Here is a 23240-nt window from a genome sequence, read left to right on the forward strand (position 1 = left end):
GCGTGCCGAGCGACTCGTGTGCACGCGTGGCGGTGGGCGGCTGACCCACGGTGCTCACCCCCTTCTGTCCGGGGTCGTTTCACGCCTTCATGGAACAGCGGGACGGGCGTCGGCACGGGGTGCCGGAGGTCTCCGCGACGGAGCCGAGTGGCCTGATCATTGGGCCGGGTGGCCCATGGTCTCCCGTGGGGCGCGGGCAGACGCTGGCCTTGGAGTTCGTACGCCCCACCGGGAGGCACGCCATGATTCCCACCCCCACGCCCAGCATGCTGCGCGCGCTGCCCGCCGAGCACTGGCAGCGGCTGATGCGCACCGCCCGGGAAGTGTCCTTCCCGCAAGGCACACGGCTCTTCAAGGAGGGGGCCCGCGCCGACCGGTTCTGGATCATCCGCACCGGCACGATCGATCTCGACATGCACGTGCCCGGCCGTCGCGCGGCGGTCATCCAGACCCTCGGGCACAACGAACTCGTCGGCTGGTCCTGGCTGTTCGCACCGCACGTCTGGCATCTGGGCGCCGAGACCACGACTCCGGTCCGGGCGTACGAGTTCGACGCCGCGACCGTCCGTGCGATGTGCCAGGAGGACCAGGCCCTGGGTCAGGCCGTCGCCCAGTGGGTCGGCGACGTACTCGCCCACCGTCTCCGTTCCACCAGGACCCGGCTTCTGGACCTGTACGCCCCGTACGGTGCCGGCAGCGTCGTCTGAGCAGGTCCGGGCAAGCCGAAGCGACGAAGGAGTCACCATGCACGGCACCCCGCACATCGTCAGCGATGTCATGACCCATACGGTCGCCGCCGTCGGCCGCGGGGCCACCTTCAAGGAGATCGTGCGGATGATGCAGGACTGGAGGGTCAGCGCCCTGCCGGTCCTCGAGGGCAAGGGCCGCGTCGTCGGCGTCGTCTCCGAGGCCGACCTCCTGGCCAAGGAGGAGTTCCACGACGGCGGCCCCGACCGGTACACGCAGCTGCGGCGGCTGTCCGACCTGGCGAAGGCCGGCGCGGTGACCGCGGGGGAACTCATGACGTCTCCGGCCCTCACCACCCGTGCGAACGCCACGCTCGCCCAAGCCGCACGGACCATGGCGCACTCCAAGGTCAAGCGGCTTCCCGTGGTCGACGAGGTGGGCATGCTGGAGGGCATCGTCAGCAGGGCGGATCTGCTCAAGGTGTTCCTGCGGAACGACGAGGAGATCGCCGAGGAGGTCCGGCGCGAACTCGTGGCCTACCTCTTCCCCACGCCGGCATCGCTCGTACGGGTCGAGGTGAACGACGGAGTCGTGAAGCTAGTCGGCCGCATCCGGGACACGTCCCTGGTTCCCGTCGCCGCCCGCCTGATCCGCGCGGTCGAGGGCGTCGTGGACGTGGATTTCGAGCTGGAGGGCCACACCGACGCACGAGCGACAACGGAGGCACCGTCGGAAACCGCCAGGAGCATCACGCCGCTCTAGTCGACACACGTCCTGAGGCGTCGGCCACGCCGTAGACGACTGGGCGAGCGCCATTCGCCAGCAAGCAGGACCTGCGCAAGTCGCCGGCGAGCAGGATGTGCACAAGGTCGCTCGACGTCGTGCGGGACGCGATGCTCGCCCTGGTCACCCCCGACGCCCCGTCGCCGTCGAGACCCTGGTCCGGCCGCTGACGAAAGACAGCCAGGTCGAGTCGGAGCCAGGTCCGGCCGCTGACGAAGGACAGCCGGGTCGAGTGAGGCGGTAACCGGTCCAGCTCACCGGAATTGGCCTTGTGCAGCGGCTCGGCGCGGCGGCTAGCGTCGGGCCATGCGGATTCGAATCGTCGATGCCTTCACCGACCGTCCCTTCGCCGGCAACCCGGCCGGGGTCCTCCTCCTCGACGCCTTCCCGGACGACGCCTGGCTCCAGAACGTGGCCGTCGAGGTCAACCACGCCGAAACGGCGTTCGCCCACCGCCTCCCCGAGGGCGGCGAGGCCGACTGGGCGCTGCGCTGGTTCACCCCCGCCACCGAGGTCGCGATGTGCGGGCACGCGACGCTGGCGACCGCGCACGTCCTGCACACCACGGGCGCCCACCAGGGGCCCGTACGGTTCGCCACCCTCAGCGGCGTCCTCATCGCCACACCCCACGCGGACGGTTCGATCACGCTGGACTTCCCGACCGCGCCGCTCACCCCGGTCGAGGTCCCGGACGGCGTCGCCGAGGCACTGGGCGCCGAGCCGCGCGCAGCCTTCGACACCGGTCCGAACATCGGCGACCTGGTGATCGAAGTCGCGGACGAGAAGACGGTCCTGGGGCTCGCCCCGGACCACAAGGCCCTCGCGCGCTACTCCGAGCGCGGCATCATCGCGACCGCCCGCGCAGAAGACCCCTCCCGGGGCTACGACTTCGTCTCCCGCTGCTTCTTCCCGAACGTCGGCATCGACGAGGACCCGGTCACCGGCAGCGCCCACACGGCCCTCGCCCCCTACTGGTCCGAGCGCCTCGGCCGCTCCGACCTCACCGGCCTACAGGCCTCCCCGCGCTCCGGCCTTGTCCGCACCGAGCTGCGCGGCGACCGCACCCTCCTCACGGGCCGCGCGGTCACGGTCATCGACGGCGAGCTGCTCGCGTAACTGCACGGCTCGCGCAGCAGCACAGCTCGCGCAGCAGCACTGCTCAGGTAGCAGTACGTCACGCAGCAGCCCGCTCGCGTAGCAGCACAGAAGGGGCGTACGACCATCTCGTACGCCCCTTCAGAAGCTGCCCCCGCCCCACCGCACCGGCCCGCACCGCTCACGCCGTCGGCAGCCACCCCACCTTCCCCGCCAGCAGCGCGTACCCCACGAACGCCCCGATGTCGAGCAGCGAGTGCGCGACCACGAGCGGCCCGACCCGCCCCCAACGCCGGTAGAGGAGGACGAAGACCACGCCCATCACCATGTTGCCGACGAACCCGCCGATGCCCTGGTAGAGGTGGTACGAGCCGCGCAGCACCGAGCTCGCCATCAGGGCGGTGCCCGGCGTCCAGCCCAACTGGCCGAGCCGGCGCAGGAGATACCCGACGACGATGACCTCCTCCAGCACGGCGTTCTGCACGGCCAACATGATCAGCACCGGGTACTTCCACCACACGCCGGGCAGCGCCTCCGGCACCACGGTGAGGTTGAAGCCGAGCCCGCGGGCCGCCAGATAGAAGGCAATGCCCGTGCTGCCGATCACCGCCGCGATCGCCGCCCCGCGCCCGAGGTCCGGCCAAGGCCGCGTGCGGTCGAAACCGATCACGCGCAGCCCCTCACCCTCCCTCAGCAGGAAGTGCGCGACCAGCAGAACCGGCACCAGAGCGGACGCGATGCCGAACAACTGCCAGGCGAGATCAAGCCAGGGGCGGCCGGGCGCGGCCGAGGCGTTGAGGGTGGCCGCCTGGTCCTTGAGACCCCCCGGCTTGGTGACCGATCCGACAAAGCTGATCAGCGCGGACACCCCGCTCGCACCGAGCGAGAGACCCAGGACGAGCAGCGTCTCGTCCCGCAGAATCCGTCGTGACAGCCGCTCCTTCGGAAAAGAATCGGCCACCGACCCCGCCTCCACCTGCACTCCCGCCTCCAGTTGAGTAATCCCGCCTCATCCCCATCTTCGCCCCGCTAGGGTCTCGAAAGAAGTTACGAAGATCGTGCGCGACAGGCCGTTGGGGGACCGCCGCCGTACGGGGCGTACCTCCCCTTTGTCTGTCTTACGGCTGTCTCACGGCTCGAGGCTCAGCAGGGAGGGGCACCACGTCATGGGACGTCACAGCTTGCCCGACGAGTACGGGGCGGGCGCCACCGACCCCCGTCCCCGCGCGCGCCGTCGCAACGTGGCCATCGCGACGGTGCTCGTACTGACGGTCGCGGCGGGCACGGCGGCCGCGGTCCGCGGTGGCCTGCTCTCCTTCGGTGCCTCCTGCCAGGACGACGCCGTGCGCCTCAAGGTCGCCGCGTCGCCGGACGTGGCGCCCGCCCTCAGGGCCACCGCCGACCACGCCCGCAAGCACAACATCACCTCCGACGGCCGCTGCCTCGACGTCAGCGTGACCGCGCGCGAGTCGTACAAGGTCACCGACGCGCTGCGGTCGGGCAAGAACACCGACGTCCAGGTGTGGGTACCGGACTCCGACGTGTGGGTGCAGCGCGTCACCGCGGACAGCGCCGCGACCGAGGTGACCAACGCGGGCAACATCGCGTACTCGCCCGTCGGCGTCGCGATGGTCCCGTCGGCCGCGAAGTTTTTGGGATGGCCCAAGAAGACGTACACCTGGACCGAGTTGGCCGGCGCGACGATGACGAGCGACCGGCTGAAGCTCGGCGCGGCCGACCCGACGCGCAGCGCGACCGGTCTACTCGCGCTGACGCAGCTCAGCACCGCCGCAGCGCAGACCAAGGGCGGCGACACCCAGGCGGCCGCCTTGGCGAAGGCCCTCTCGCAGCGCACATCCGACAGCGACAGCCAGGTCCTGGACACACTCCCCCGCGACTCCTCCGGCACCGAGCAGAGCAACCCGAAGCGCAACCAGGCGCTGATCCTCTCCGAACAGGCGGCGTTCACGCACAACTCCGCGGCCGACAGCGGCGACGGGCTCGACCTCTTCTACCCCAAGGACGGATCACCCCAGCTCGACTACCCGTTCACGCTGGTCGACGAGCCGCGGCTGAGCACCGACCAGAGTCGCGCCGCCCTGCGGTTCATGACGCTGCTGGGCGAGTCGGAGCCCCAGCGGATCCTGGAGAGGCACGGCTTCCGCACGGACGACGAGAACCCCTCGGACACGCTGGTCACCGAGGCCGGCGGCAGCTCCCCGCAGCCGTACGCGCAGGCCACGGCCGAACCCGCGTCGGCGAAGGCACTCCAGGAAGCCCTCGGCATGTGGACGATCACGGTGCAGAGCGCCCGCATCACCACAGTCGTCGACGCCTCCTCCTCCATGTCCGAGCCGGTGCCGGACACCGGGCAGTCCCGGATGGACGTCACCAAGGCGTCCCTGCTGCAGGCCCTCGCCACCTTCACACCCGAGGACGAGATCGGACTGTGGAAGTTCTCCACGAAGCTCGACGGCGACAAGGACTACCGCGTGCTCGTGCCGACCGAGCGGCTCGGCGACCGCGAGGGCACGGGCACCAGCACCCAGCGGGACAAGCTGTCGGCGGCCTTCAGCGCCCTGGAGCCCGTGCCCGGCGGTGCGACCGGCCTGTACGACACCATGTTGGCCGCGTACAGGGCGGCCATCTCCTCCTATGCGAAGGGGAAGTTCAACGCGCTGGTCCTCCTCACCGACGGTGTCAACCAGGACCCCGGCAGCATCTCGCGCTCCAGTCTCGTCGCCCAGCTGCAGAAGCTCACCGACCCAGAGCGCCCGGTGCCGCTGATCGCGATCGCGGTGGGCCCGGACGCCGACAAGGAGGAGGTCGAGCAGATCGCCAAGGCGACCGGCGGCTCGGGCCACCAGGTCAACGACCCTTCCCAGATCCACTCGGTGATCCTCAAGGCCATCGTGCAAGCAGGCAGCCAGAGCTGAGGATCAGCCCGTCATGGGGGTCCCCCCTGTTCGAGCGAAGCCGAGAACTTGGGGGAGTTTGAGGACGCGCGCGAAGCGCGACAAGCGGGGCTCTGGGGGCGGCAGATACGGGTCGGGTAGGGGCGGAGGGGGCGAAAACCCGTTAGGCACCCACGCGCAACGGTCCACGTTCACCCCAACGGCACCGGCTCCGGCAGCCCCACCGGCCAGGTGTGCACGGGCTCCCCGAGGTGCATCAACTCGCCGTACCGCCTCGTCGTCGCTGCCAGCGCGGCATCCCGCCCGAGCCCCTTCTCCATGGCCCGGTGGAAGGTGGCCGCCTGCCAGGTCGCGCCGTTGACGCGCAGTCGGCACCGGTCCTCGATCACGCCCAGGTAGAGGTCCCGGTCGGCGGGCTCGACCCCCCACGCGTCCAGCCCTGCGGCGGCGAGCGGCAGCAGTTCGTCGCGGACCAGGTTCACGGCATCCACCCGCATGGTCCCGCCGTACCGGCCGCGCCGCGGCCACTCCAGGCGGGCGTCGATGCCATGGCGGCAGGCGGCGTCGAAGTTGGCGGCGGCGGACTCGAAGGACAGCCGCGTCCACACGGGCCGCGCCTCCTCGGCGAGGGCGCGGACGAGCCCGTAGTAGAAGGCCGCGTTGGCGATGACGTCGGTGACGGTGGGGCCCGCGGGCAACACCCGGTTCTCGACGCGCAGATGCGGGACGCCGTCGGCGATGCCGTACACCGGCCGGTTCCACCGGTACACCGTGCCGTTGTGCAGCACGAGTTCGGCGAGCTTGGGGATGCCTCCGCCGCCGAGGACGGCCAGCGGCTCCTCGTCGTCGCAGATGGGCAGCAGGGGCGGGAAGAAGCGCAGGTTCTCCTCGAAGAGGTCGTACGCCGACGAGATCCACCGTTCGCCGAACCAGGTGCGCGGTCTGACTCCTTGCGCCTGCAGCTCGGGCGGCCGGGTGTCGGTGGACTGCTGGAACAGCGGGGGCCGCGACTCGCGCCACAGCTCATGACCGAACAGGAACGGCGAGTTGGCACCCACCGCGACCTGCGCGGCGGCCACCGCCTGCGCCGCGTTCCACACGTCCGCGAACCGGCCCGGGGTGACCTGGAGGTGCAACTGCACGGAGGTGCAGGCGGCTTCGGGCGCGATGGATCCCGACGTACAGACGAGGCGCTCCACGCCCTCGATGTCCAGGGCGAAGTCCTCGCCGCGGGCGGCCACGATCTGGTCGTTGAGCAGGGTGTAGCGGTCGACGTCCGACAGGTTCGAGGAGACCAGGTCGCCCTGGCCGAGCGTCGGCAGAATGCCGATCATCACGATTCCGGCGTCGACTTCGCTCGCTTTCCGATGGGCGTACGCGAGCGAGGTGCGCAACTCCTCTGCGAGCCGGTCGAATACCCGGCCGCCCAATCGGTGGGGGGCTATGTTGACTTCCAGGTTGAACATGGCGAGTTCTGTTTGAAAATCGCGGCTTGCAATCCTTTCGAGCACTTGCGCATTCATCATCCGGGGCATGCCGTCGGGTCCTGCGAGATTCAACTCGATCTCCAGCCCCATGAGATTCTTCGGACGATCGAACCGCTTCTCCTCCAGCAGCCGCTCGAGTCCCGTCAGACACTGCCGGAGCTTGCCGCGGTAGCGCTGGCGATCGGACAGGTCGAACGGCCCTGCCACGACCTTCTCCCCCATCGAAGTGTCCCTCCTCGGATGGGCAGGCCCATGCTCCGGCCCCTGGCGTCCCGGGTCACGGGGGATGATGCCCAGGCAACGCGATCGATAACGCCCCGCACGAACCCGCCGACCGCTACGCTGGATTCGGGCCCCGGGCACATTCACCGGGCATGGTGCAATACGCAAGTTACCGTCCGACATGATCTCGTGAAAAACGCCGACGAGAATCGGCCGACCGCTCCGGCGAAGCATTCCGAGGTCATCGCGTCGCATCCGCACAGAACCGGGATGAACCTCGCGTTTCGTCGACCGAATACCGCCTTGCTCTTCATATTCACGACGGCTAGACGAAACATCATCTGAACACGTGTCGTATAAACTCCGCAAACGAGGCAGAGAGTTGGCGCTCGCGGTCTTGGTCCTGTCGTCAAGGTGACGTACGGCAGGCCACACCCTGTCGGCAGATCCTGACCCCTCGCCCCTCTGACCCCGAGAGCTGACAGCGTCGTCCGCCCCCGCCCTCGCGCCACCGTGCCTGTCGAATGAGAGGCGACCCACCATGCCGCTGCACGTACCCCCGGCTCCCGCGCCCGCCCTGCGCACCGTCCTCACGGCACTCGGTTCCCCCACCGCTGTCCGCGAGGCCCGCACTCCGTCCCTGCGTATGGCCCAGGGACCCGTCACACCCGAACTCCCGTTGCCCGTACACGTCCTGGAACGGATCACTCCCGCGGGCGCCTCCGCCACCCGGCTCGCCGGGTGGCGTTTTCTGATCCGCTGCGCCGACCGCGCGGTGGCCGCGGCCGACACCATGCTCACCCCCGACGGCTGGGCCTTCTCACGCTTCTTCGAGGGCCCGTACATCACCGCCACCGAACGCGCGATGCGCCAGGCGGAGAGCATGCAGCAGTCGTACCAGGCCCGCCTGCTGTCCGTGCCCGAGCTCTACATGCTCACGCTCTGGCTGCACGGCGACTGCGCCGCGGACGGCGCCGCCGGCCACCCGGCCGCCACCGACCTCCTGGTCCCGTTGGCGCCCGCCCCGCCCGGCATCGCCGCCCACCGCCCGCACCGCGTCGCCGAACTGCTGCCGGTCCTCACCCACCGGGTCACGCCCGCCCCGCTGCTCAGCTCACCCGCGTAGCGCACGCCCAGCCTCTGTGCCCCGCCGCCACCCATTCGGCCGCGGGGCACGTCGCTGTCTGAGCCCGCGACAGCAGACCGCTCATCAGGGCCGTAGCGCGCTCGTACGAGGGAAACGCGCACCTCAGCCCCACCGGACTAGCCCCATTCGGCCACCTCGAACCACCCGAAGGGACAGTGCAGTTGGACTGAACCGTCCGCACGAGTGATGCGTCATCAACCTGTGAGAAGCGGTGCCGCTAAATCCCTGCGGAATGACGCCCGTAGGGCAACACTGGGTTCCAGACCACACACCAAACGGGGGGCGGCCATGAACACATCGAGCCGCGGGACAGAAACCACAGCCATCACTCACCTCTCAACCCAGCGAAAGATCCCATCCATGTGCCAGCACCAGCCACCGTGTCCGTCAGCCGAATCAGCCGACCGGGAGTCCGCCCGTCTCGTGGCGCACCACCCGGAGCAGGGATGGAGCCTGCTGTGCAACGGCGTTCTGCTCTTCGAGGACACCGGTGAGCTCCTGCCGGACGGCAAGATCATCGACCCGCACCGCCCGTTGATGACGGCCGCCTGAGCCACACAACAGGGCGGCCCTGAAAAGCCGCCCAGACATACGAGGGGCCGGCCCGGAGACGTACTCTCCGAACCGGCCCCGACGCGTGTCCGAGGGTGATTACTCCCCGTAGGCGTTCACGTCCCGAGCGCTGATCAGTCCTCGTAGGCGTCCAGCGGCGGGCAGGAGCAGACCAGGTTCCGGTCGCCGTACGCCTGGTCGATGCGGCGCACCGGCGGCCAGTACTTGTCCGCGGTCGAGACGCCGGCCGGGAAGACGGCCTCCTCACGGGTGTACGCGTGCTCCCAGTCCCCGCCGAGCGCGGCCGCGGTGTGCGGCGCGTTCCGCAGCGGGTTGTCGTCCGCCGCCCACTCGCCCGAGCCGACCTTCTCGATCTCCGTGCGGATCGTGATCATCGCGTCGCAGAACCGGTCGAGCTCGCCCAGGTCCTCGGACTCGGTCGGCTCGATCATCAGCGTGCCGGCCACCGGGAACGACATCGTCGGCGCGTGGAAGCCGTAGTCGATCAGACGCTTGGCGATGTCGTCGACGGTGACACCCGTCGCCTTGGTCAGCGGGCGCAGGTCGATGATGCACTCGTGCGCGACGAGCCCGCCCGGACCGGTGTAGAGCACCGGGTAGTGCGGCTCCAGACGCTTGGCGATGTAGTTCGCCGACAGCACCGCCACCTGCGTGGCGCGCTTGAGGCCCTCGCCGCCCATGAGCCGGACGTACGCCCACGAGATCGGCAGGATGCCCGCGGAGCCCCACGGAGCGGCCGAGATGGGGCCGACTCCGGTCTCGGGACCGGCGGCAGGCTGCAGCGGGTGGTTCGGCAGGTACGGCGCCAGGTGCGCGCGCACGCCGACCGGGCCGACGCCCGGACCGCCGCCGCCGTGCGGGATGCAGAACGTCTTGTGCAGGTTGAGGTGCGAGACGTCACCGCCGAAGTGGCCCGGCTTGGCGAGGCCCACCAGCGCGTTCAGGTTAGCGCCGTCGACATAGACCTGGCCGCCCGCCTCGTGCACCTGCGCGCAGATGTCGGCGACGTGCTCCTCGAACACCCCGTGCGTCGAGGGGTACGTGATCATCAGCACCGCCAGCTCGTCGCGGTACTGCTCGATCTTGGCCCGCAGGTCCTCGACGTCGATCTCGCCGTCGTCCGCGGTCTTCACGACCACGACCTTCATGCCGGCCATCACGGCGCTCGCGGCGTTCGTGCCGTGCGCGGAGGACGGGATGAGGCAGACGGTGCGCTGCTCGTCGCCATTGGCGCGGTGGTAGCCGCGTACGGCGAGCAGACCGGCCAGCTCGCCCTGCGAACCGGCGTTGGGCTGCAGCGACACGTTGTCGTACCCGGTGACCTCGGCGAGCCGCTCCTCCAGCTCACGGATGAGCGTGAGGTAGCCCTCAGCCTGCTCGGCGGGCGCGAAGGGGTGCAGCTGACCGAACTCGGGCCAGGTGACCGGCTCCATCTCCGTGGTCGCGTTGAGCTTCATCGTGCAGGAGCCCAGCGGGATCATGCCGCGGTCGAGCGCGTAGTCGCGGTCGGCCAGCTTGCGCAGGTAGCGCAGCATCGCGGTCTCGGAGCGGTGCTGGTGGAAGACCGGGTGCGTGAGGTAGTCGTCGCTGCGCAGCAGCGCGGCAGGCAGCGTGTCCTCAGCCGACGTGTCCAGCGCCTCGACGTCGCCCTCGACACCGAAAGCGGTCCACACGGCGCCCAGCTGCTTGCGCGTGGTGGTCTCGTCGCAGGAGATCGACACGTGGTCGGCGTCGAGGAGGTGCAGATTGACCCCGCCCTCGCGCGCGGCCGCCACGGCCTCGGCGGCCCGGCCCGGGACCCGCACGGTCAGCGTGTCGAAGTACGCGCCGTGCACGACCTCGACCCCGCCCGCCGTCAGACCCGCGGCGAGGATCGTGGCGTAGCGATGCGTACGCCGCGCGATGGTCTTCAGGCCCTCGGGACCGTGGTACACGGCGTACATGCCGGCCATCACGGCGAGCAGCACCTGAGCCGTACAGATGTTGCTGGTCGCCTTCTCGCGGCGGATGTGCTGCTCACGCGTCTGCAGGGCGAGGCGGTACGCCTTGTGCCCGTCCGCGTCGACGGACACGCCGACGAGGCGACCGGGCAGGCTGCGCGCGAACTTCTCGCGCACCGCCATGTATCCGGCGTGCGGCCCGCCGAAGCCCATCGGCACACCGAAGCGCTGCGTCGTACCGACCGCGATGTCCGCGTCCAGCGCACCCGGCGAGGTGAGCAGGGTCAGGGCGAGCAGATCGGCGGCGACGGTGACGACCGCGCCCAGCTCGTGCGCCTGCTCGATGAGCGGCTTGATGTCCCGTACGGCACCGGAGGCGCCCGGGTACTGGATCAGTACGCCGTTGATCTCGCGCGCGGCGATGTCGGCCGGGATGCCCTCGCTCAGATCGCCGACGACGACCTCGACACCGGTCGGCTCGGCGCGGGTCTCGATGACGGCGATGGTCTGCGGCAGCGCGTCCGCGTCGACCAGGAAGAGGCCCTTCTTGTTCTTGCCCATGCGCCGGGACAGCGCCATGGCCTCGGCGGCGGCGGTGCCCTCGTCGAGCAGCGAAGCGCCAGAGGTCGGCAGCCCGGTCAGCTCGGCGACCACGGTCTGGAAGTTCAGCAGCGCCTCGAGGCGGCCCTGCGAGATCTCCGGCTGGTACGGCGTGTACGCGGTGTACCAGGCCGGGTTCTCCATGACATTGCGCAGGATCACCGGCGGCGTGAAGGTGCCGTAGTAACCGAGGCCGATCATCGAGTCGAGCACCTGGTTGCGGTCCGCGAGGGAACGCAGCTCGGCCAGTACCTCGGCCTCGGTGCGCGCGCCCGGCAGCTTCAGCGCCTCGGCGTTCTTGATCACGTCCGGCACCGCGGCGGCCGTCAGCTCGTCGAGCGAGCCGTAACCGACCTGCGCGAGCATCTTGGCCCGTGCCTCGGAGTCGGGCCCGATGTGGCGCTGCTCGAAGGGGATTCCCTGTTCGAGCTCGGAGAGCGGAATGCGATGGGCGGTCATTGCGGAGGCCTCCTGGTCTGACGCGACCTTCGAGGGGCACCCCGGCACGGGTACCCCGACGGCCTCCCCCTCTGTCATCTCAACCTGAGAGTTTCACCGGCCCGTCCAGGGACGACCCGGTTTTCACCGTCGGTGAGAGCGGAAGCCGTCGACACCCGCCCTGCTTTCCAGAGTGACCTCGTCCGTGCGGTACGTGAGCCTGAGAGATTCCGGGGAGGATTTGCTCCTTCGGCGCCTCCGATGAAGTCTGGAGGACTCTCCCGCACGGGGTCAGCAGCCGCCTGCCAGCCTACCAGCGAGGACTAGACCCGAGTCTTCGAGTGGCCGCCTTCCTGAATGTGCTCTTTTGTAGTGCTTACGGATGAGTTGCGACCAAGTGGAGGGACCGTGCAGACCGACATCGATCCGCGCAACCTGATCGGCCGCAAGGCGTTCGACCGCAATGGCATCAAGATCGGCACGATCGACGAGGTCTACCTCGACGACGCGACCGGGGTCCCGGAGTGGGCGGCCATACGCACTGGCCTGTTCAGCAGGGACGCCTTCGTGCCCCTGGAGCCCAGCGAACTCGTCGAGGGCACCCTGCGTATCCCCTTCGACCGGGCCCTGATCAAGGACGCCCCCGACTTCGGCGTCGGACGCCACCTCTCCCCGGAACAGGAACTCCAGCTCTACCACCACTACGGCCTCGACGTGGGACCCCCTCCCCCACCACCGGACCGCGACTTCGGCCACTTGGCAGGAACGGACGAGGCTTGACGCAACACCTTGGGCTCCGCCCCGCGTCCCTTCAGGGGCGCGGGGCTCTGCCATCATGCGCCTTCGCCGCGTGGGCGCGACCAGCCACAGACGGCTTGCAGTGCCGAACCGGCCTCAGCGGTCACGGCGAAATGGCTTATGCCCTCCCGGACGCGCCGGCGGACACGCCTGGCACATCCCCGGGTCTTCGCGGCACCAACGGCAGCGGATCCGCCGGCTCCAGCTCGGGATCATCGATCCGGAACGTCCGTACGCGCCCGGGCTCGGAGTAGGGCGTCTCGAACCGCACGGTGACCCGTCCGAGGCCGCTGCCCTGCACCCACCCGTGCCCGTACTCGGAGTGCCGCACGTCGTGCCCCGCAGGCCAGCGCCGCTCGGCGGGCGGCACATGCTCCTCGGCGGACTCCTCCGACGTCTCGTCCGCGGAGTGCTCCTGAGCCGCCGGCTGCTCCGCCGCGGCCTGTGCCTGCGCCTGTGCGAACAGGTCCTCCTGCGTGTAGTCGGCGAGCCCGGACACACCGACCCCCAGCAGTCGTACGCCACCGGTCGTGTCCACAGCCTCCAGGAGTCGCGCGGCGGCCTCTCGTACGACCGTGGGGTCGTCCGTGGGCCCGCGCAGCGTCTCGGACCGGGTCAGCGTCGAGAAGTCGTATCTGCGCACCTTCAGGACGATGGTCCGCCCCGACAGCCCGGCCCCGCGCAGCCGCCGCACGCATCGGTCGGCGAGCCGCTGCACCTCCATACCGACCCGCACCCGGTCATGGATGTCCACGTCGTACGTGTCCTCGACCGACACCGACTTGGTCTCCCGCTCGGCCACCACGGGCCGCTCGTCGTGCGCGAGCGCCATCGCGTACAGCGCGTGCCCGTGGGCCTTCCCCAGCAGCCGTACGAGCTCGTCCTCGCCCGCCTCGGCGAGCTCCTCGACCGTGGTGATCCCGGCCCGCCGCAGATGGTCCCCGGTCGCGGGCCCCACACCCGGCAGCGTCCGCACCGACAGCGGCCCCAGCAGAGCGCGCTCGGTCCCCGGCTCTATCAGCACGAGGCCGTCGGGCTTGGCCTGCTCCGAGGCGATCTTCGCGAGCATCTTGGAGGCGGCGAGCCCCACCGACCCCGTAAGGCCCGTGACGGCCCGGATCTCCGCGCGCAGCTTCACCCCTGCCAGCCGCGCCGAAGACTCGTCCCAGGCCGTCCCACCCGCCTCCAGGTCCACGAAGGCCTCGTCCAGGCTCAACGGCTCCACCAGCGGCGACAGGGCCCGCAGCAGCCCCATCACCTGGTCGCTGACCTCCCGGTAGAGCCCGAAGCGCGGCACGAGATACGCGGCGTTCGGCGCGAGCCGGCGCGCCTGGGCCATGGGCATCGCCGAGTGCACTCCGAAGACGCGTGCCTCGTACGAGGCGGTGGCGACGACTCCGCGGGGTCCGAGCCCGCCCACGACGACGGCCTTCCCGCGCAGGCTCGGCTTGGCTGCCTGCTCCGCCGAGGCGAAGAAGGCATCCATGTCGAGATGCAGGATCGTGGGCGCGGTTCTCACATCTCCGATGCTGCCCTACGCCACTGACAATGCCCCGGCACCCCGGGGCATCACGTCAGACCTCGCGCTTCAGACCGCGCGGTTGCGCCGCCGCGCCAGCTCGTCCGTGGGGTTGTGTCCGACGAGCGTCTCGCCGGTGTCCACGCGCTCTCCGTGCAGCTGCGAGAGGGCGCTCTCGACGTCCCGCCACACCACGCCCACGGCGATCCCGAAGACCCCCTGGCCACCCTGGAGCAGCGCGTGGACGTCGTCGGGGGACGTGCACTCGTAGACCGTCGCGCCGTCACTCATCAGCGTCATCCGCTCCAGGTCCCGGAAGCCACGCTCCCTGAGGTGCTGGACAGTGGTGCGGATGTTCTGCAGCGAGACCCCGGTGTCGAGGAACCGCTTGACGATCTTCAGGACGACCACGTCCCGGAAGCTGTAGAGGCGCTGCGTCCCCGACCCGTAGGCGGGCCGCACACTCGGCTCGACCAGACCGGTTCTCGCCCAGTAGTCGAGCTGCCGGTACGTGATGCCCGCGGCCGCGCACGCCGTGGGACCGCGGTAGCCGATCTCCTCGGAAACCGCCCCTCCCTCGCCAGGCACTCGCTCGCCCGGCACTGCCGTCGGCCGCCGCGGAATGTGATCGGCCGCGCTGCCGTGAAGCGGGTACGGGCCGCTCTCCCCCAGACCGCGTCCGGGGGCACCCCCAGCCGTACCGTCGCCGCTGCTTCTCACGCCGACCTCCGTCCTTGACCTGCCCTCTCGACGGTAGGCAGTCACCAGGGGTGCGTCAACGATCGCCACACTCGGCACGCCGAGTGATAATCACCCTAAGAGTGGTTTCCCGTGCCCCACCGCGGGGAAAGGCTAGCCGAATGCTCTCGGCGCGGACCGCGGCACACCACACTGGCCGCGGGCAATTGCCGCCCTGAGCGTGCTCCGACGCTCCTGTGCGTCACTGGCTGTTGGTGCCGAAGTCCTCGGGCGAGATCTGGTCGAGGAACTCGCGGAACTTCTCCACCTCGTCCTCCTGCTCGTCCGGGATCGCGATGCCGGCGTCGTCGAGCACTCCGTCGCTGCCGTAGATCGGCGTCCCGGTACGCAGGGCCAGCGCTATGGCGTCGGACGGACGCGCACTCACCTCGACCCCGCTGGCGAACACCAGCTCCGCGTAGAAGACGCCCTCACGAAGGTCCGTGATGCGCACTTCGGTGAGCTCCTGGCCGACGGCCTCCAGCACGTCCTTGAACAGGTCGTGGGTCAGCGGTCGTGCGGGGGCCATGCCCTGCTGGGCGAAGGCGATCGCCGTCGCCTCCCCCGGTCCGATCCAGATGGGGAGGTAGCGGTCGCCTCCCACTTCACGCAGAAGCACGATCGGTTGGTTGGAGGGCATTTCGACCCGGACACCTACGACATCGAGCTCGTTCACACAGCAACCCTAGGCCGTGCCCGGGACGTTTGGGTAGTCGGGCCGAGAACGGGTGGACGATCCACAGCGTGGGCGGGCGCCCCGGATCAGGGCAGTCGCACGCCGAGCGCGGTCTGCACCAGCGCCGCGTGCAGCTTCACCGTGAGACCCGCCAGCTCCTTCGTACGGGCCTCCGCGTGCGCCCTGGTCTGCGGATTGCGGTGGCGGCGCAGCGGGGCCACCACCTGGTCCACCAGGCCCGCGTCGCGGTCGGCCGCGGCCTTCATCGCGCGCAGATGGCGCGGCTCGATCCCGAACCGTCCCAGCTCGACGACGAGCGCGGCGACGGTCACCGCCTCGGCGTCGTACGCACCGTCCGGCAGCGGCGCGATCAGCCCGTACGACTCCCACTCCTCGAGCTCCGGCTCGCCGATCTCGGCGGCGGCCAGCAGCTCGGCACGACCCACGCGGGCCGCTGTGGGCGCCTCGGGCTCCCCGAAAAGGTCGCCGAGCGGCTCCCCCTCGCCGCAGTCGCGCTGACGCCCCACGGACGGCAGGCGCACCGGCTCACCGCGCTCCAGTGCGTCCAGATGCTCGCGGATCACCTTCAGCGGCAGATAGTGGTCCCGCTGCATCCGCAGGATGTGGCCGAGCCGCTCGACGTCGTTCGCGCTGAACTTGCGATACCCCGAGGGGGTCCGCTGCGGCTCGACGAGCCCCTCCGACTCCAGGAACCTGATCTTGGAGATGGTGACTTCGGGGAACTCGTCGCGCAGCACGTTCAGCACCACGCCGATGCTCATCAGCCCACTGTCCGTGGCGGCGGTACCGCTGCCGGCACCGCCGCTCGGTGTTTGAAGCATGGACCTTCCCTGGGAGTCCCCCCGGACGGGGTCCGGGGGGAGCGTCAGATGCCCCGCTGGCTCGCGTAGAACACCAGCCGGTACTTGCCGATCTGCACCTCGTCACCGTTCGACAGAGCGACCTGGTCGATCCGCTCACGGTTGACGTACGTGCCGTTCAGGCTGCCGACGTCGGCCACCGTGAACGTGCCGTCCGCGGCGCGACGGAACTCCACATGGCGGCGCGACACTGTCACGTCGTCCAGGAAGATGTCGCTCTGCGGATGACGCCCGGCCGTGGTCAGCTCGCCGTCCAGGAGGAAGCGGCTGCCCGAGTTCGGGCCACGGCGCACCACCAGGAGCGCCGAGCCGAGCGGCAGTGCGTCGACGGCCGCCTGCGCCTCCGGGGAGAGCATCGGCGAGGGCGTCTGGCCCGTCACCTCGGCGTCATAGGCCTCGAGGCCCGAAATGGAGATCGTGGACGTCGTCTCGGACGGACGCTCCGCTCCGCCCCGCAGCGGTGCACCGCAGTTGGAGCAGAAGCGGCTGTTCTCCGCGTTGCGGTTACCGCACCTCGTACACACCAGGGCCGACATGGATGGATCCTCCTGCCGCGGCTGCCCACCAGGGGCATGGGACGCGTACGGATCGGGGGCAAACCCTCCACCCGTACTTGAGGTTGACGGATCCCCGAAACCTATGCGGCCGGACTGGGCAGGGTCAACAGACGGCGCGCCCTGACCACCGGAAATGTCACCGACCTGGTCCCGGAACAGCGGGCGGTCGCCGCCCTGACCCTCCATGTCTCCATGGCGTGGTGCACGGTGCCGGGCAGTCGCGTTGTCACCACTGCCCTCTCGTGCGCTCTTGCCGAACAACTTCGCAAACAACTTCACGGGCGATTCCCCTTGACCGAAACAGACCCGCCCGTGGGGCAGGACGAACCCTGATTGAACACACCGGTCGACCCGGACATCCTCACAACGTCCGTATCCACCAAACAGTTTCCACCACGCACCACCCATTCGGTGCGCCGACCCCCCGCAACCTCATGCCCTCGCCGGGCGCCCCTCATGCGGCCCCGGCTCACTGGGGGGACGACCGAGCGTAGTCAGGCCGCTTCGCCGGTCGCAAGGCGTCCACAATGATCTTCGTCGAGCGATCCACCGTGACGGTGGCCTGCTCCTTCTCCAGCGTCTGCACCACGCCTCCGGGGATGTTGAGCGCCGGTTCCAGGTCCTGCGGCTTGCCGATGACCTTGAAACGGTAGGGCTGGGTGATCTTGTTCCCGTCGACCTTCACTCCGCTGCCGGAGTCCGTCAGATAGGTACTGGCGACGACGCGTACGCCGTTCACCTGGATCGCCTCCGCGCCGGCCGCGCGCAGCTCCTGGATCGCGTCAAGCAGCATGTCCGCCTTGACCGTCCCCTTCGTGTCGTTGATCGTCAGGGTGATGCCGGGTCCCTGCGCGGCCACGGTGCCCGCCAGAATGCCGAGTTGCTTCTCCTTCTCGACCGTCTGTTTGCGAGCCTCCTCGGCCTGGTTCGAGCTGTTCTCCAGCTCGGTGCGCTGATCTTCGAGACCCTGCTTCTCGTCCTCAAGACGCTGAGTACGGTTGTCGAGTTCATCGAGGATGCGTACGAGATCTTCCTGACGTGCGCCGCGCAGGGCGCTGCCACTGTCGCTGTTGGACGCGACCTGGACGGCCAGGCCGAAGCCGAGGCCGAACAGCAGCACGGCGACGATGAGTTGCGCTCGCGTCACACGCGGCGGCCACAGACCCTTGACCAGCCGTTGACGGCCGGTCAACGACGGCGCTGCGTCCTGTGCGTGCTGCTCCTGCTCCGAACTTCCGGGAGGCACGGTGGGCACCTCTTCGGGCAGCTCCTTGCGCAGCCGGTTCTCCGGGGCCCCGGCGGGCCGGGGGGACTCGGCGGACCGGGAGGAGTCGGCAGGCCGGGAGGACTCGGCAGGCTGGGGGGTCTCGCCCTCGTTGCTCATCGGCCTCACGCCCGGAACACGTGCCGGCGGATCGCCGCGGCGTTGGAGAAGATGCGGATGCCGAGCACGACCACGACACCCGTGGAGAGCTGGGCACCCACGCCCAACTTGTCGCCGAGGAAGACGATCAGCGCGGCAACGACCACGTTCGACAGGAACGACACCACGAAGACCTTGTCGTCGAAGATGCCGTCGAGCATCGCGCGCAGGCCTCCGAACACGGCGTCGAGCGCCGCCACGACGGCGATCGGGAGATAAGGCTCGACGACCGCCGGAACCTCGGGCCGGACCAACAATCCAGCCACGACTCCCACGACGAGGCCCAGTACGGCGATCACGATGTGCCCTTCTCTGTGCTCGGCTGCGCTGTACGTACGATCACACTTGGTGCGGCGGACAACCGGACGTCGTCTTCGACGGAAATGCTGGTCCGGATCCCGAAGTTCTCCTGCAGGGCGTGCAGATACAGCCCGTCGGCACTGTTCTGGAACCTGGTGCTGAGCCGTTTGCCGTCCCCCACCGCGAGCACCGTGTACGGCGGCACCAGCGGCTTGTTGTCGACCAGTATCGCGTCACCCGCGGCCCTGATCGCCGACAGGGCAGTCAGCCGCTGTCCGTTGATCGCGATGGCCTCGGCGCCCGACTCCCAGAGGCCGTTGACGACGCGCTGCATGTCACGGTCGCGGACGCGTCCGGTGTCGGAGAACCCCGAGGTCTCCCGCGGATTGCCCTCGCCGCCCGTGGCGGCTTCCTTGGCGTCGTTCACGACGAGTTTCACGCCGGGGCCGTGCACCGCGGTGGCGCCCGACAGGATGCTCACCAGGTCGGCCTGCTCGCCGCCCCCGTCCTTCTTGAGCGCCTCGCGCTGCCGCGCGCTCACGTCGTCGCGCAATTTGTCGACAGTGGTCTCAAGCTTGTCGGCGGCCGTGGTCTCACGCTCGATACGGTCGATGAGCTCCTGGCGCTCCTTGGCGACGACAGGGGCCGCGATCCGCGCGTTCGCCGCTCCCACGGTCACCACGAGGGCCGCGAGCACGAGGCCGGCGGCGAGACCGAGCTTCGCCCGCACCGTCTTCGGCATGCCACCGGCGTCCTCGGCCTTCCTGCGGGCGGCCGCCTCGGCGTATCCGTCGTCGAGGCTGTGGTCCATGACGTTGGTGAGCAGCGACATGGAGGCGTCCGGGCGCGAGGGGCGCGGAACGCTGCTCCGAACGGGGGGCTGCTGCGGCATGCCGCACATCGTCGCACGTCGCGGGCGCTACCTCCGAATGGCCCCACCGGCGAGCCGGACAGGCCCCCTTGGGGGCACTTGTCCGGCACGCGCGCGTGCTAACGACCTGCGCTGTCCACGACCGCCGCCCACTCGTCGAGCAGGGCCTCCGCGGAGTCGTCGTCGGGGCCTTCGGCCCACAGATGCGTGACCGCCTCGGCGGGATCCGGGAGCACCATCACCCAGCGCCCGTCGGTCTCCACGACCCGTACGCCGTCGGTCGTGTCCACGAACCGATCTCCAGCCTCTTCCACGACCCGGCGCATCACAAGTCCCTTGACGGCCCAGGGAGTCGCGAGATCGCGCTTGAGGACGTGCGCCCGCGGAATCCGCGCGTCGATCTGGCTGAGCGTGAGCTGCGTCCGCGCCACCAGACCGATGAGTCGTACGAAGGCAGCCGCACCGTCGAACACGCCGCTGAACTCGGGAATGATGAACCCGCCGCGCCCGTCGCCGCCGAAGATCGTCGACTCGTCGCGACCGACCCGCGTCAGATCATCGGGAGAGGTCGTCGTCCACTCCACCTGCGTGCCGTGGTACGCCGCCACCTGCTCGGCGATCCGCGTGGTGGTCACCGGCAGCGCCACCCGCCCACTGCGCCGCTCCGCGGCCACCAGATCGAGCAGGACGAGCAGAGCCCGGTCGTCCTCGACGATCCGCCCCTTCTCGTCGACGAGCGAGAGCCGCTCGCCGACAGGGTCGAAGCGCACCCCGAACGCCGCCCGCGCGGACGCGACGATCTCACCGAGCCGCACCAGACCGGCCCGCCTCGTGTCCGCCGTCTCCGTCGGCCTGGACTCGTCGAGACCGGGATTGATCGTCAGCGAGTCCACACCGAGCTTGCCCAACAGACTGGGCAGCACCAGCCCCGCACTGCCGTTCGAGGCGTCCACGACCACCTTCAGCCCGGATTCGGCGATACCGGTGGTGTCGACATTCCTCAGCAGCGATCCCGTGTACGAGTCGAAGACACTGGCCGGGAAGTGCAGATCCCCGATCTCTCCCGGGAACGCCCGCCGGTACTCCTGCCGCGCGAACACCCGGTCCAGCTTCCGCTGCCCTCCCTGCGACAGATCGGCGCCCTGTCCGTCGAAGAACATGATGTCGACGGAGTCGGGCACTCCAGGCGTCGTCCGGATCATGATCCCGCCCGCACTGCCCCGAGCGGTCTGCTGCCGCGCCACCGGCAGCGGTACGTTCTCCAGGTCGCGTACGTCGATGGCGCTGGCCTGCAGCGCCGAGATGACCGCCCGCTTCAGCGCGCGAGCGCCTCGGGAGTGGTCGCGGGCCGTGGTGACGGTGGAGCCCTTCTTGAGCGTCGTCGCGTACGCTCCGGCGAGGCGTACGGCCAGCTCCGGGGTGATCTCCACATTCAGGATGCCGGTCACGCCACGGGCACCGAACAGATGCGCCTGGCCCCGCGACTCCCAGATCACCGAGGTATTGACGAAGGCGCCGGCCTCGATGGTCTTGAACGGGTAGACGCGTACGTTGCCCTGGATGATCGATTCCTCGCCGACGAGGCATTCGTCGCCGATGACGGCACCGTCCTCAATCCGCGCGGCCCGCATGATGTCGGTGTTCTTCCCGATGACACAGCCACGCAGATTGCTGTGCTGGCCGATGTACACGTTGTCGTGCACCACGGCCCTGTGCAGGAATGCGCCGCTCTTGACGACGACATTGGAGCCGACGACCGTGTGCTCACGGATTTCGGCGTTCGCCTCGACCTTGGCGTAGTCGCCGATGTAGAGCGGTCCGCGCAGTACGGCGTCGGGATGCACTTCGGCGCCCTCGGCGACCCATACGCCCGGAGAGATCTCGAAGCCGTCGAGCTCGACGTCGACCTTGCCCTCCAGGACGTCGGCCTGCGCCTTCACATAGCTCTCGTGCGTACCGACGTCTTCCCAGTAGCCCTCGGCGATATAGCCATAGATCGGCTTGCCTTCCTTCATCAGCTGGGGGAAGACATCACCGGACCAGTCGACGGAGACATCGGCCTCGACATAGTCGAAGACCTCGGGCTCCATGACGTAGATACCCGTGTTCACCGTGTCCGAGAAGACCTGACCCCAGGTCGGCTTCTCCAGGAAGCGCTCGACCTTGCCCTCTTCGTCCACGATGGTGATGCCGAATTCCAAGGGATTCGGTACGCGCGTCAGACAGACGGTGACGAGCGCGCCCTTTTCCTTGTGGAAGTTGATGAGGTCGGTGAGATCGAAGTCAGTCAGAGCATCACCGGAGATGACGAGGAAGGTGTCGTCCTTCAGCGCTTCCTCGGCGTTCTTGACGCTCCCGGCGGTACCGAGTGGCTTCTCCTCATTGGCATAAGTGAGCTCCATGCCGAGCTCCTCGCCATCACCGAAGTAGTTCTTGACCAGCGATGCCAAGAACTGGACAGTAACGACGGTCTCGTTGAGCCCATGCCTTTTGAGCAGCCTGAGCACGTGCTCCATGATCGGGCGGTTGGCCACGGGCAGGAGCGGCTTGGGCATGCTTGAGGTCATGGGACGAAGGCGTGTGCCTTCGCCTCCGGCCATCACGACGGCCTTCATGTCGGAAGCGTCCTCCTTGAAGAGACGGTCTAGCCGACTTCACCCGTCCAGATTGTCCCGCACTTTTCGTCCGCGGGCCATCGAGCCACTGCAGCCGTGCAATCGGCGAGCTCAATCGGCCATGGCGTCCGCCCTGACAAGACGGCGGACCTGAACCACGTAGAGGACTCCTGCCCACCAGTAGAGCGTTGTACCCCATCCGGCGAACGCCCATCCGAAAATAGCAGCGAGTGACGCGATCCATCCACTTCCGTCACTGAGCAGGAGCAACGGGAAGGCATACATCAGGTTGAAGGTGGCCGCCTTCCCGAGGAAGTTCACCTGCGGCGGCGGATAGCCGTGACGCCTAAGGATGCCCACCATCACCAGCAGAACCAACTCGCGCGCCAGAAGTACAGCGGTCAACCAGAGCGGAAGAATCTCGCGCCAAGTGAGGCCCACGAGAGTCGACAGAATGTAGAGTCGGTCGGCCGCGGGGTCGAGCAGCCGGCCAAGGCTGCTGATCTGGTTCCAACGCCGGGCGAGCTTCCCGTCCAGATAGTCGCTGATACCGCTCAGCATGAGAACGAGCAGCGCCCAGCCGTCGCTCTTGGGACCGCCGAACTCCGGCCTGAGGATCAGCCACAGGAAGATGGGTACGCCGACAAGACGCGCCATGCTGAGGATGTTCGGGATGGTGAGGACCCGGTCCGTCTGGACGCGGGTCTCCTGGACCTCCACCCGGGGGCCTCCTGTGGGAAACGAGCCAACGATGCCCCCTGACCCTACCCGCAGCCTTCACGCTGCGGTGAGGAGGGGTGGAGCGCCAGCGGGAAACCCCTGGAAAAACAAAAAGCTCCGGCTCTCGGGCTGTATGCCCAAGAGCCGGAGCTTTAAAAGGAGTTCGGCGGCGTCCTACTCTCCCACAGGGTCCCCCCTGCAGTACCATCGGCGCTGTGAGGCTTAGCTTCCGGGTTCGGAATGTAACCGGGCGTT

General features: G+C 69.0%; 20 protein-coding genes, 1 rRNA gene and 1 riboswitch. Of the genes, 7 read left to right on the top strand and 14 right to left on the bottom strand.

The window, feature by feature from the left end; translation table 11 throughout:
- Positions 1–242: 242 nt before the first annotated feature.
- From ACFY0T_RS22755 to ACFY0T_RS22765, 3 genes are all read left to right on the top strand, one after another.
- A complete protein-coding gene (locus ACFY0T_RS22755; RefSeq protein ID WP_388873360.1) occupies positions 243–707 on the top strand; it encodes a Crp/Fnr family transcriptional regulator in 465 nt (154 codons plus the stop codon).
- A 37-nt stretch (positions 708–744) separates the two neighbouring features.
- The gene (locus ACFY0T_RS22760) at positions 745–1449 is read left to right on the top strand and encodes a CBS domain-containing protein (protein WP_388873363.1); all 705 of its coding nucleotides are present in this window, start codon (positions 745–747) and stop codon (positions 1447–1449) included.
- A gap of 327 nt (positions 1450–1776) precedes the next feature.
- Positions 1777–2586 (top strand): PhzF family phenazine biosynthesis protein, encoded by an 810-nt coding sequence (locus tag ACFY0T_RS22765; protein WP_388873366.1) that lies wholly within the window; start codon positions 1777–1779, stop codon positions 2584–2586.
- Between the two features lie 160 nt (positions 2587–2746).
- Here the strand turns inward: ACFY0T_RS22765 and ACFY0T_RS22770 are convergent, their stop codons facing one another.
- Complete coding sequence (locus ACFY0T_RS22770) at positions 2747–3547, bottom strand: CPBP family intramembrane glutamic endopeptidase (RefSeq protein WP_388873369.1); 801 nt, start codon at positions 3545–3547, stop codon at positions 2747–2749.
- A gap of 184 nt (positions 3548–3731) precedes the next feature.
- Here ACFY0T_RS22770 and ACFY0T_RS22775 point away from each other — a divergent pair, with 184 nt between their 5' ends.
- Complete coding sequence (locus ACFY0T_RS22775) at positions 3732–5501, top strand: substrate-binding and VWA domain-containing protein (RefSeq protein ID WP_388873372.1); 1770 nt, start codon at positions 3732–3734, stop codon at positions 5499–5501.
- 170 nt (positions 5502–5671) lie between these two features.
- Here ACFY0T_RS22775 and ACFY0T_RS22780 read toward each other — a convergent pair whose 3' ends face one another.
- Positions 5672–7189 carry a glutamate--cysteine ligase gene (locus tag ACFY0T_RS22780; RefSeq protein WP_388873374.1) on the bottom strand — a complete coding sequence of 506 codons (1518 nt, stop codon included), beginning with the start codon at positions 7187–7189 and terminating at the stop codon, positions 5672–5674.
- 541 nt (positions 7190–7730) lie between these two features.
- Between ACFY0T_RS22780 and ACFY0T_RS22785 the strand changes: the two genes are divergently transcribed.
- Both ACFY0T_RS22785 and ACFY0T_RS22790 read left to right on the top strand, forming a co-directional pair.
- Positions 7731–8315: a hypothetical protein gene (locus ACFY0T_RS22785; protein WP_388873377.1), complete on the top strand. Its 585-nt coding sequence runs from the start codon at positions 7731–7733 to the stop codon at positions 8313–8315.
- A 381-nt stretch (positions 8316–8696) separates the two neighbouring features.
- On the top strand, positions 8697–8888 hold the full coding sequence (locus tag ACFY0T_RS22790) for a DUF5999 family protein (protein WP_388873380.1): 192 nt from the start codon (positions 8697–8699) through the stop codon (positions 8886–8888).
- Between the two features lie 134 nt (positions 8889–9022).
- Here the strand turns inward: ACFY0T_RS22790 and gcvP are convergent, their stop codons facing one another.
- Positions 9023–11908 carry an aminomethyl-transferring glycine dehydrogenase gene (gene gcvP, locus ACFY0T_RS22795; RefSeq protein WP_388873383.1) on the bottom strand — a complete coding sequence of 962 codons (2886 nt, stop codon included), beginning with the start codon at positions 11906–11908 and terminating at the stop codon, positions 9023–9025.
- A gap of 177 nt (positions 11909–12085) precedes the next feature.
- Positions 12086–12181: riboswitch (glycine riboswitch) on the bottom strand.
- A gap of 114 nt (positions 12182–12295) precedes the next feature.
- Here gcvP and ACFY0T_RS22800 point away from each other — a divergent pair.
- On the top strand, positions 12296–12667 hold the full coding sequence (locus ACFY0T_RS22800; RefSeq protein ID WP_388873386.1) for a PRC-barrel domain-containing protein: 372 nt from the start codon (positions 12296–12298) through the stop codon (positions 12665–12667).
- Positions 12668–12803: 136 nt separating this feature from the next.
- Here the strand turns inward: ACFY0T_RS22800 and ACFY0T_RS22805 are convergent, their stop codons facing one another.
- The 11 genes from ACFY0T_RS22805 to rrf form a co-directional block, all read right to left on the bottom strand.
- Positions 12804–14204 carry a DNA polymerase IV gene (locus ACFY0T_RS22805; protein WP_388873389.1) on the bottom strand — a complete coding sequence of 467 codons (1401 nt, stop codon included), beginning with the start codon at positions 14202–14204 and terminating at the stop codon, positions 12804–12806.
- A 69-nt stretch (positions 14205–14273) separates the two neighbouring features.
- Positions 14274–14924 (bottom strand): MerR family transcriptional regulator, encoded by a 651-nt coding sequence (locus tag ACFY0T_RS22810; protein ID WP_388873392.1) that lies wholly within the window; start codon positions 14922–14924, stop codon positions 14274–14276.
- Positions 14925–15144: 220 nt separating this feature from the next.
- Positions 15145–15618, bottom strand: coding sequence for a bifunctional nuclease family protein (locus tag ACFY0T_RS22815; protein ID WP_006123076.1), 474 nt, complete (start codon positions 15616–15618; stop codon positions 15145–15147).
- Between the two features lie 86 nt (positions 15619–15704).
- Positions 15705–16460, bottom strand: a complete 756-nt coding sequence (locus tag ACFY0T_RS22820) for a MerR family transcriptional regulator (protein ID WP_388873395.1) — start codon at positions 16458–16460, stop codon at positions 15705–15707.
- 44 nt (positions 16461–16504) lie between these two features.
- Complete coding sequence (locus ACFY0T_RS22825) at positions 16505–17464, bottom strand: FHA domain-containing protein (protein WP_388873398.1); 960 nt, start codon at positions 17462–17464, stop codon at positions 16505–16507.
- Positions 17465–17525: 61 nt separating this feature from the next.
- On the bottom strand, positions 17526–18440 hold the full coding sequence (locus ACFY0T_RS22830) for a DUF881 domain-containing protein (protein ID WP_388873401.1): 915 nt from the start codon (positions 18438–18440) through the stop codon (positions 17526–17528).
- A 5-nt stretch (positions 18441–18445) separates the two neighbouring features.
- Positions 18446–18778 carry a small basic family protein gene (locus tag ACFY0T_RS22835; protein WP_003988855.1) on the bottom strand — a complete coding sequence of 111 codons (333 nt, stop codon included), beginning with the start codon at positions 18776–18778 and terminating at the stop codon, positions 18446–18448.
- Positions 18775–19680 carry a DUF881 domain-containing protein gene (locus ACFY0T_RS22840; RefSeq protein WP_388873404.1) on the bottom strand — a complete coding sequence of 302 codons (906 nt, stop codon included), beginning with the start codon at positions 19678–19680 and terminating at the stop codon, positions 18775–18777. The genes ACFY0T_RS22835 and ACFY0T_RS22840 overlap by 4 nt, the downstream gene beginning before the upstream one ends.
- A gap of 89 nt (positions 19681–19769) precedes the next feature.
- The gene (locus ACFY0T_RS22845) at positions 19770–22265 is read right to left on the bottom strand and encodes a sugar phosphate nucleotidyltransferase (protein WP_388873407.1); all 2496 of its coding nucleotides are present in this window, start codon (positions 22263–22265) and stop codon (positions 19770–19772) included.
- Positions 22266–22376: 111 nt separating this feature from the next.
- Positions 22377–22985 carry a CDP-alcohol phosphatidyltransferase family protein gene (locus ACFY0T_RS22850; RefSeq protein WP_388873409.1) on the bottom strand — a complete coding sequence of 203 codons (609 nt, stop codon included), beginning with the start codon at positions 22983–22985 and terminating at the stop codon, positions 22377–22379.
- A 161-nt stretch (positions 22986–23146) separates the two neighbouring features.
- Positions 23147–23240 (bottom strand): 5S ribosomal RNA (rrf, locus tag ACFY0T_RS22855); the annotation flags it as partial.

Origin of the sequence: Streptomyces sp. NPDC001530 (assembly GCF_042894545.1) — a bacterium.
Taxonomy (GTDB): domain Bacteria; phylum Actinomycetota; class Actinomycetes; order Streptomycetales; family Streptomycetaceae; genus Streptomyces.

Bases quoted from the DNA above. Each gene is read 5' to 3' on its own strand.
- ACFY0T_RS22840 (WP_388873404.1), bottom strand. From the start codon at position 19,680: ATGTGCGGCATGCCGCAGCAGCCCCCCGTTCGGAGCAGCGTTCCGCGC.
- ACFY0T_RS22845 (WP_388873407.1), bottom strand. From the start codon at position 22,265: ATGAAGGCCGTCGTGATGGCCGGAGGCGAAGGCACACGCCTTCGTCCC.
- ACFY0T_RS22775 (WP_388873372.1), top strand. From the start codon at position 3,732: ATGGGACGTCACAGCTTGCCCGACGAGTACGGGGCGGGCGCCACCGAC.
- ACFY0T_RS22825 (WP_388873398.1), bottom strand. From the start codon at position 17,464: ATGGGTGGTGCGTGGTGGAAACTGTTTGGTGGATACGGACGTTGTGAG.
- ACFY0T_RS22765 (WP_388873366.1), top strand. From the start codon at position 1,777: ATGCGGATTCGAATCGTCGATGCCTTCACCGACCGTCCCTTCGCCGGC.
- ACFY0T_RS22755 (WP_388873360.1), top strand. From the start codon at position 243: ATGATTCCCACCCCCACGCCCAGCATGCTGCGCGCGCTGCCCGCCGAG.
- ACFY0T_RS22790 (WP_388873380.1), top strand. From the start codon at position 8,697: ATGTGCCAGCACCAGCCACCGTGTCCGTCAGCCGAATCAGCCGACCGG.
- ACFY0T_RS22760 (WP_388873363.1), top strand. From the start codon at position 745: ATGCACGGCACCCCGCACATCGTCAGCGATGTCATGACCCATACGGTC.
- gcvP (WP_388873383.1), bottom strand. From the start codon at position 11,908: ATGACCGCCCATCGCATTCCGCTCTCCGAGCTCGAACAGGGAATCCCC.
- ACFY0T_RS22780 (WP_388873374.1), bottom strand. From the start codon at position 7,189: ATGGGGGAGAAGGTCGTGGCAGGGCCGTTCGACCTGTCCGATCGCCAG.
- ACFY0T_RS22820 (WP_388873395.1), bottom strand. From the start codon at position 16,460: ATGCTTCAAACACCGAGCGGCGGTGCCGGCAGCGGTACCGCCGCCACG.
- ACFY0T_RS22785 (WP_388873377.1), top strand. From the start codon at position 7,731: ATGCCGCTGCACGTACCCCCGGCTCCCGCGCCCGCCCTGCGCACCGTC.
- ACFY0T_RS22830 (WP_388873401.1), bottom strand. From the start codon at position 18,440: ATGAGCAACGAGGGCGAGACCCCCCAGCCTGCCGAGTCCTCCCGGCCT.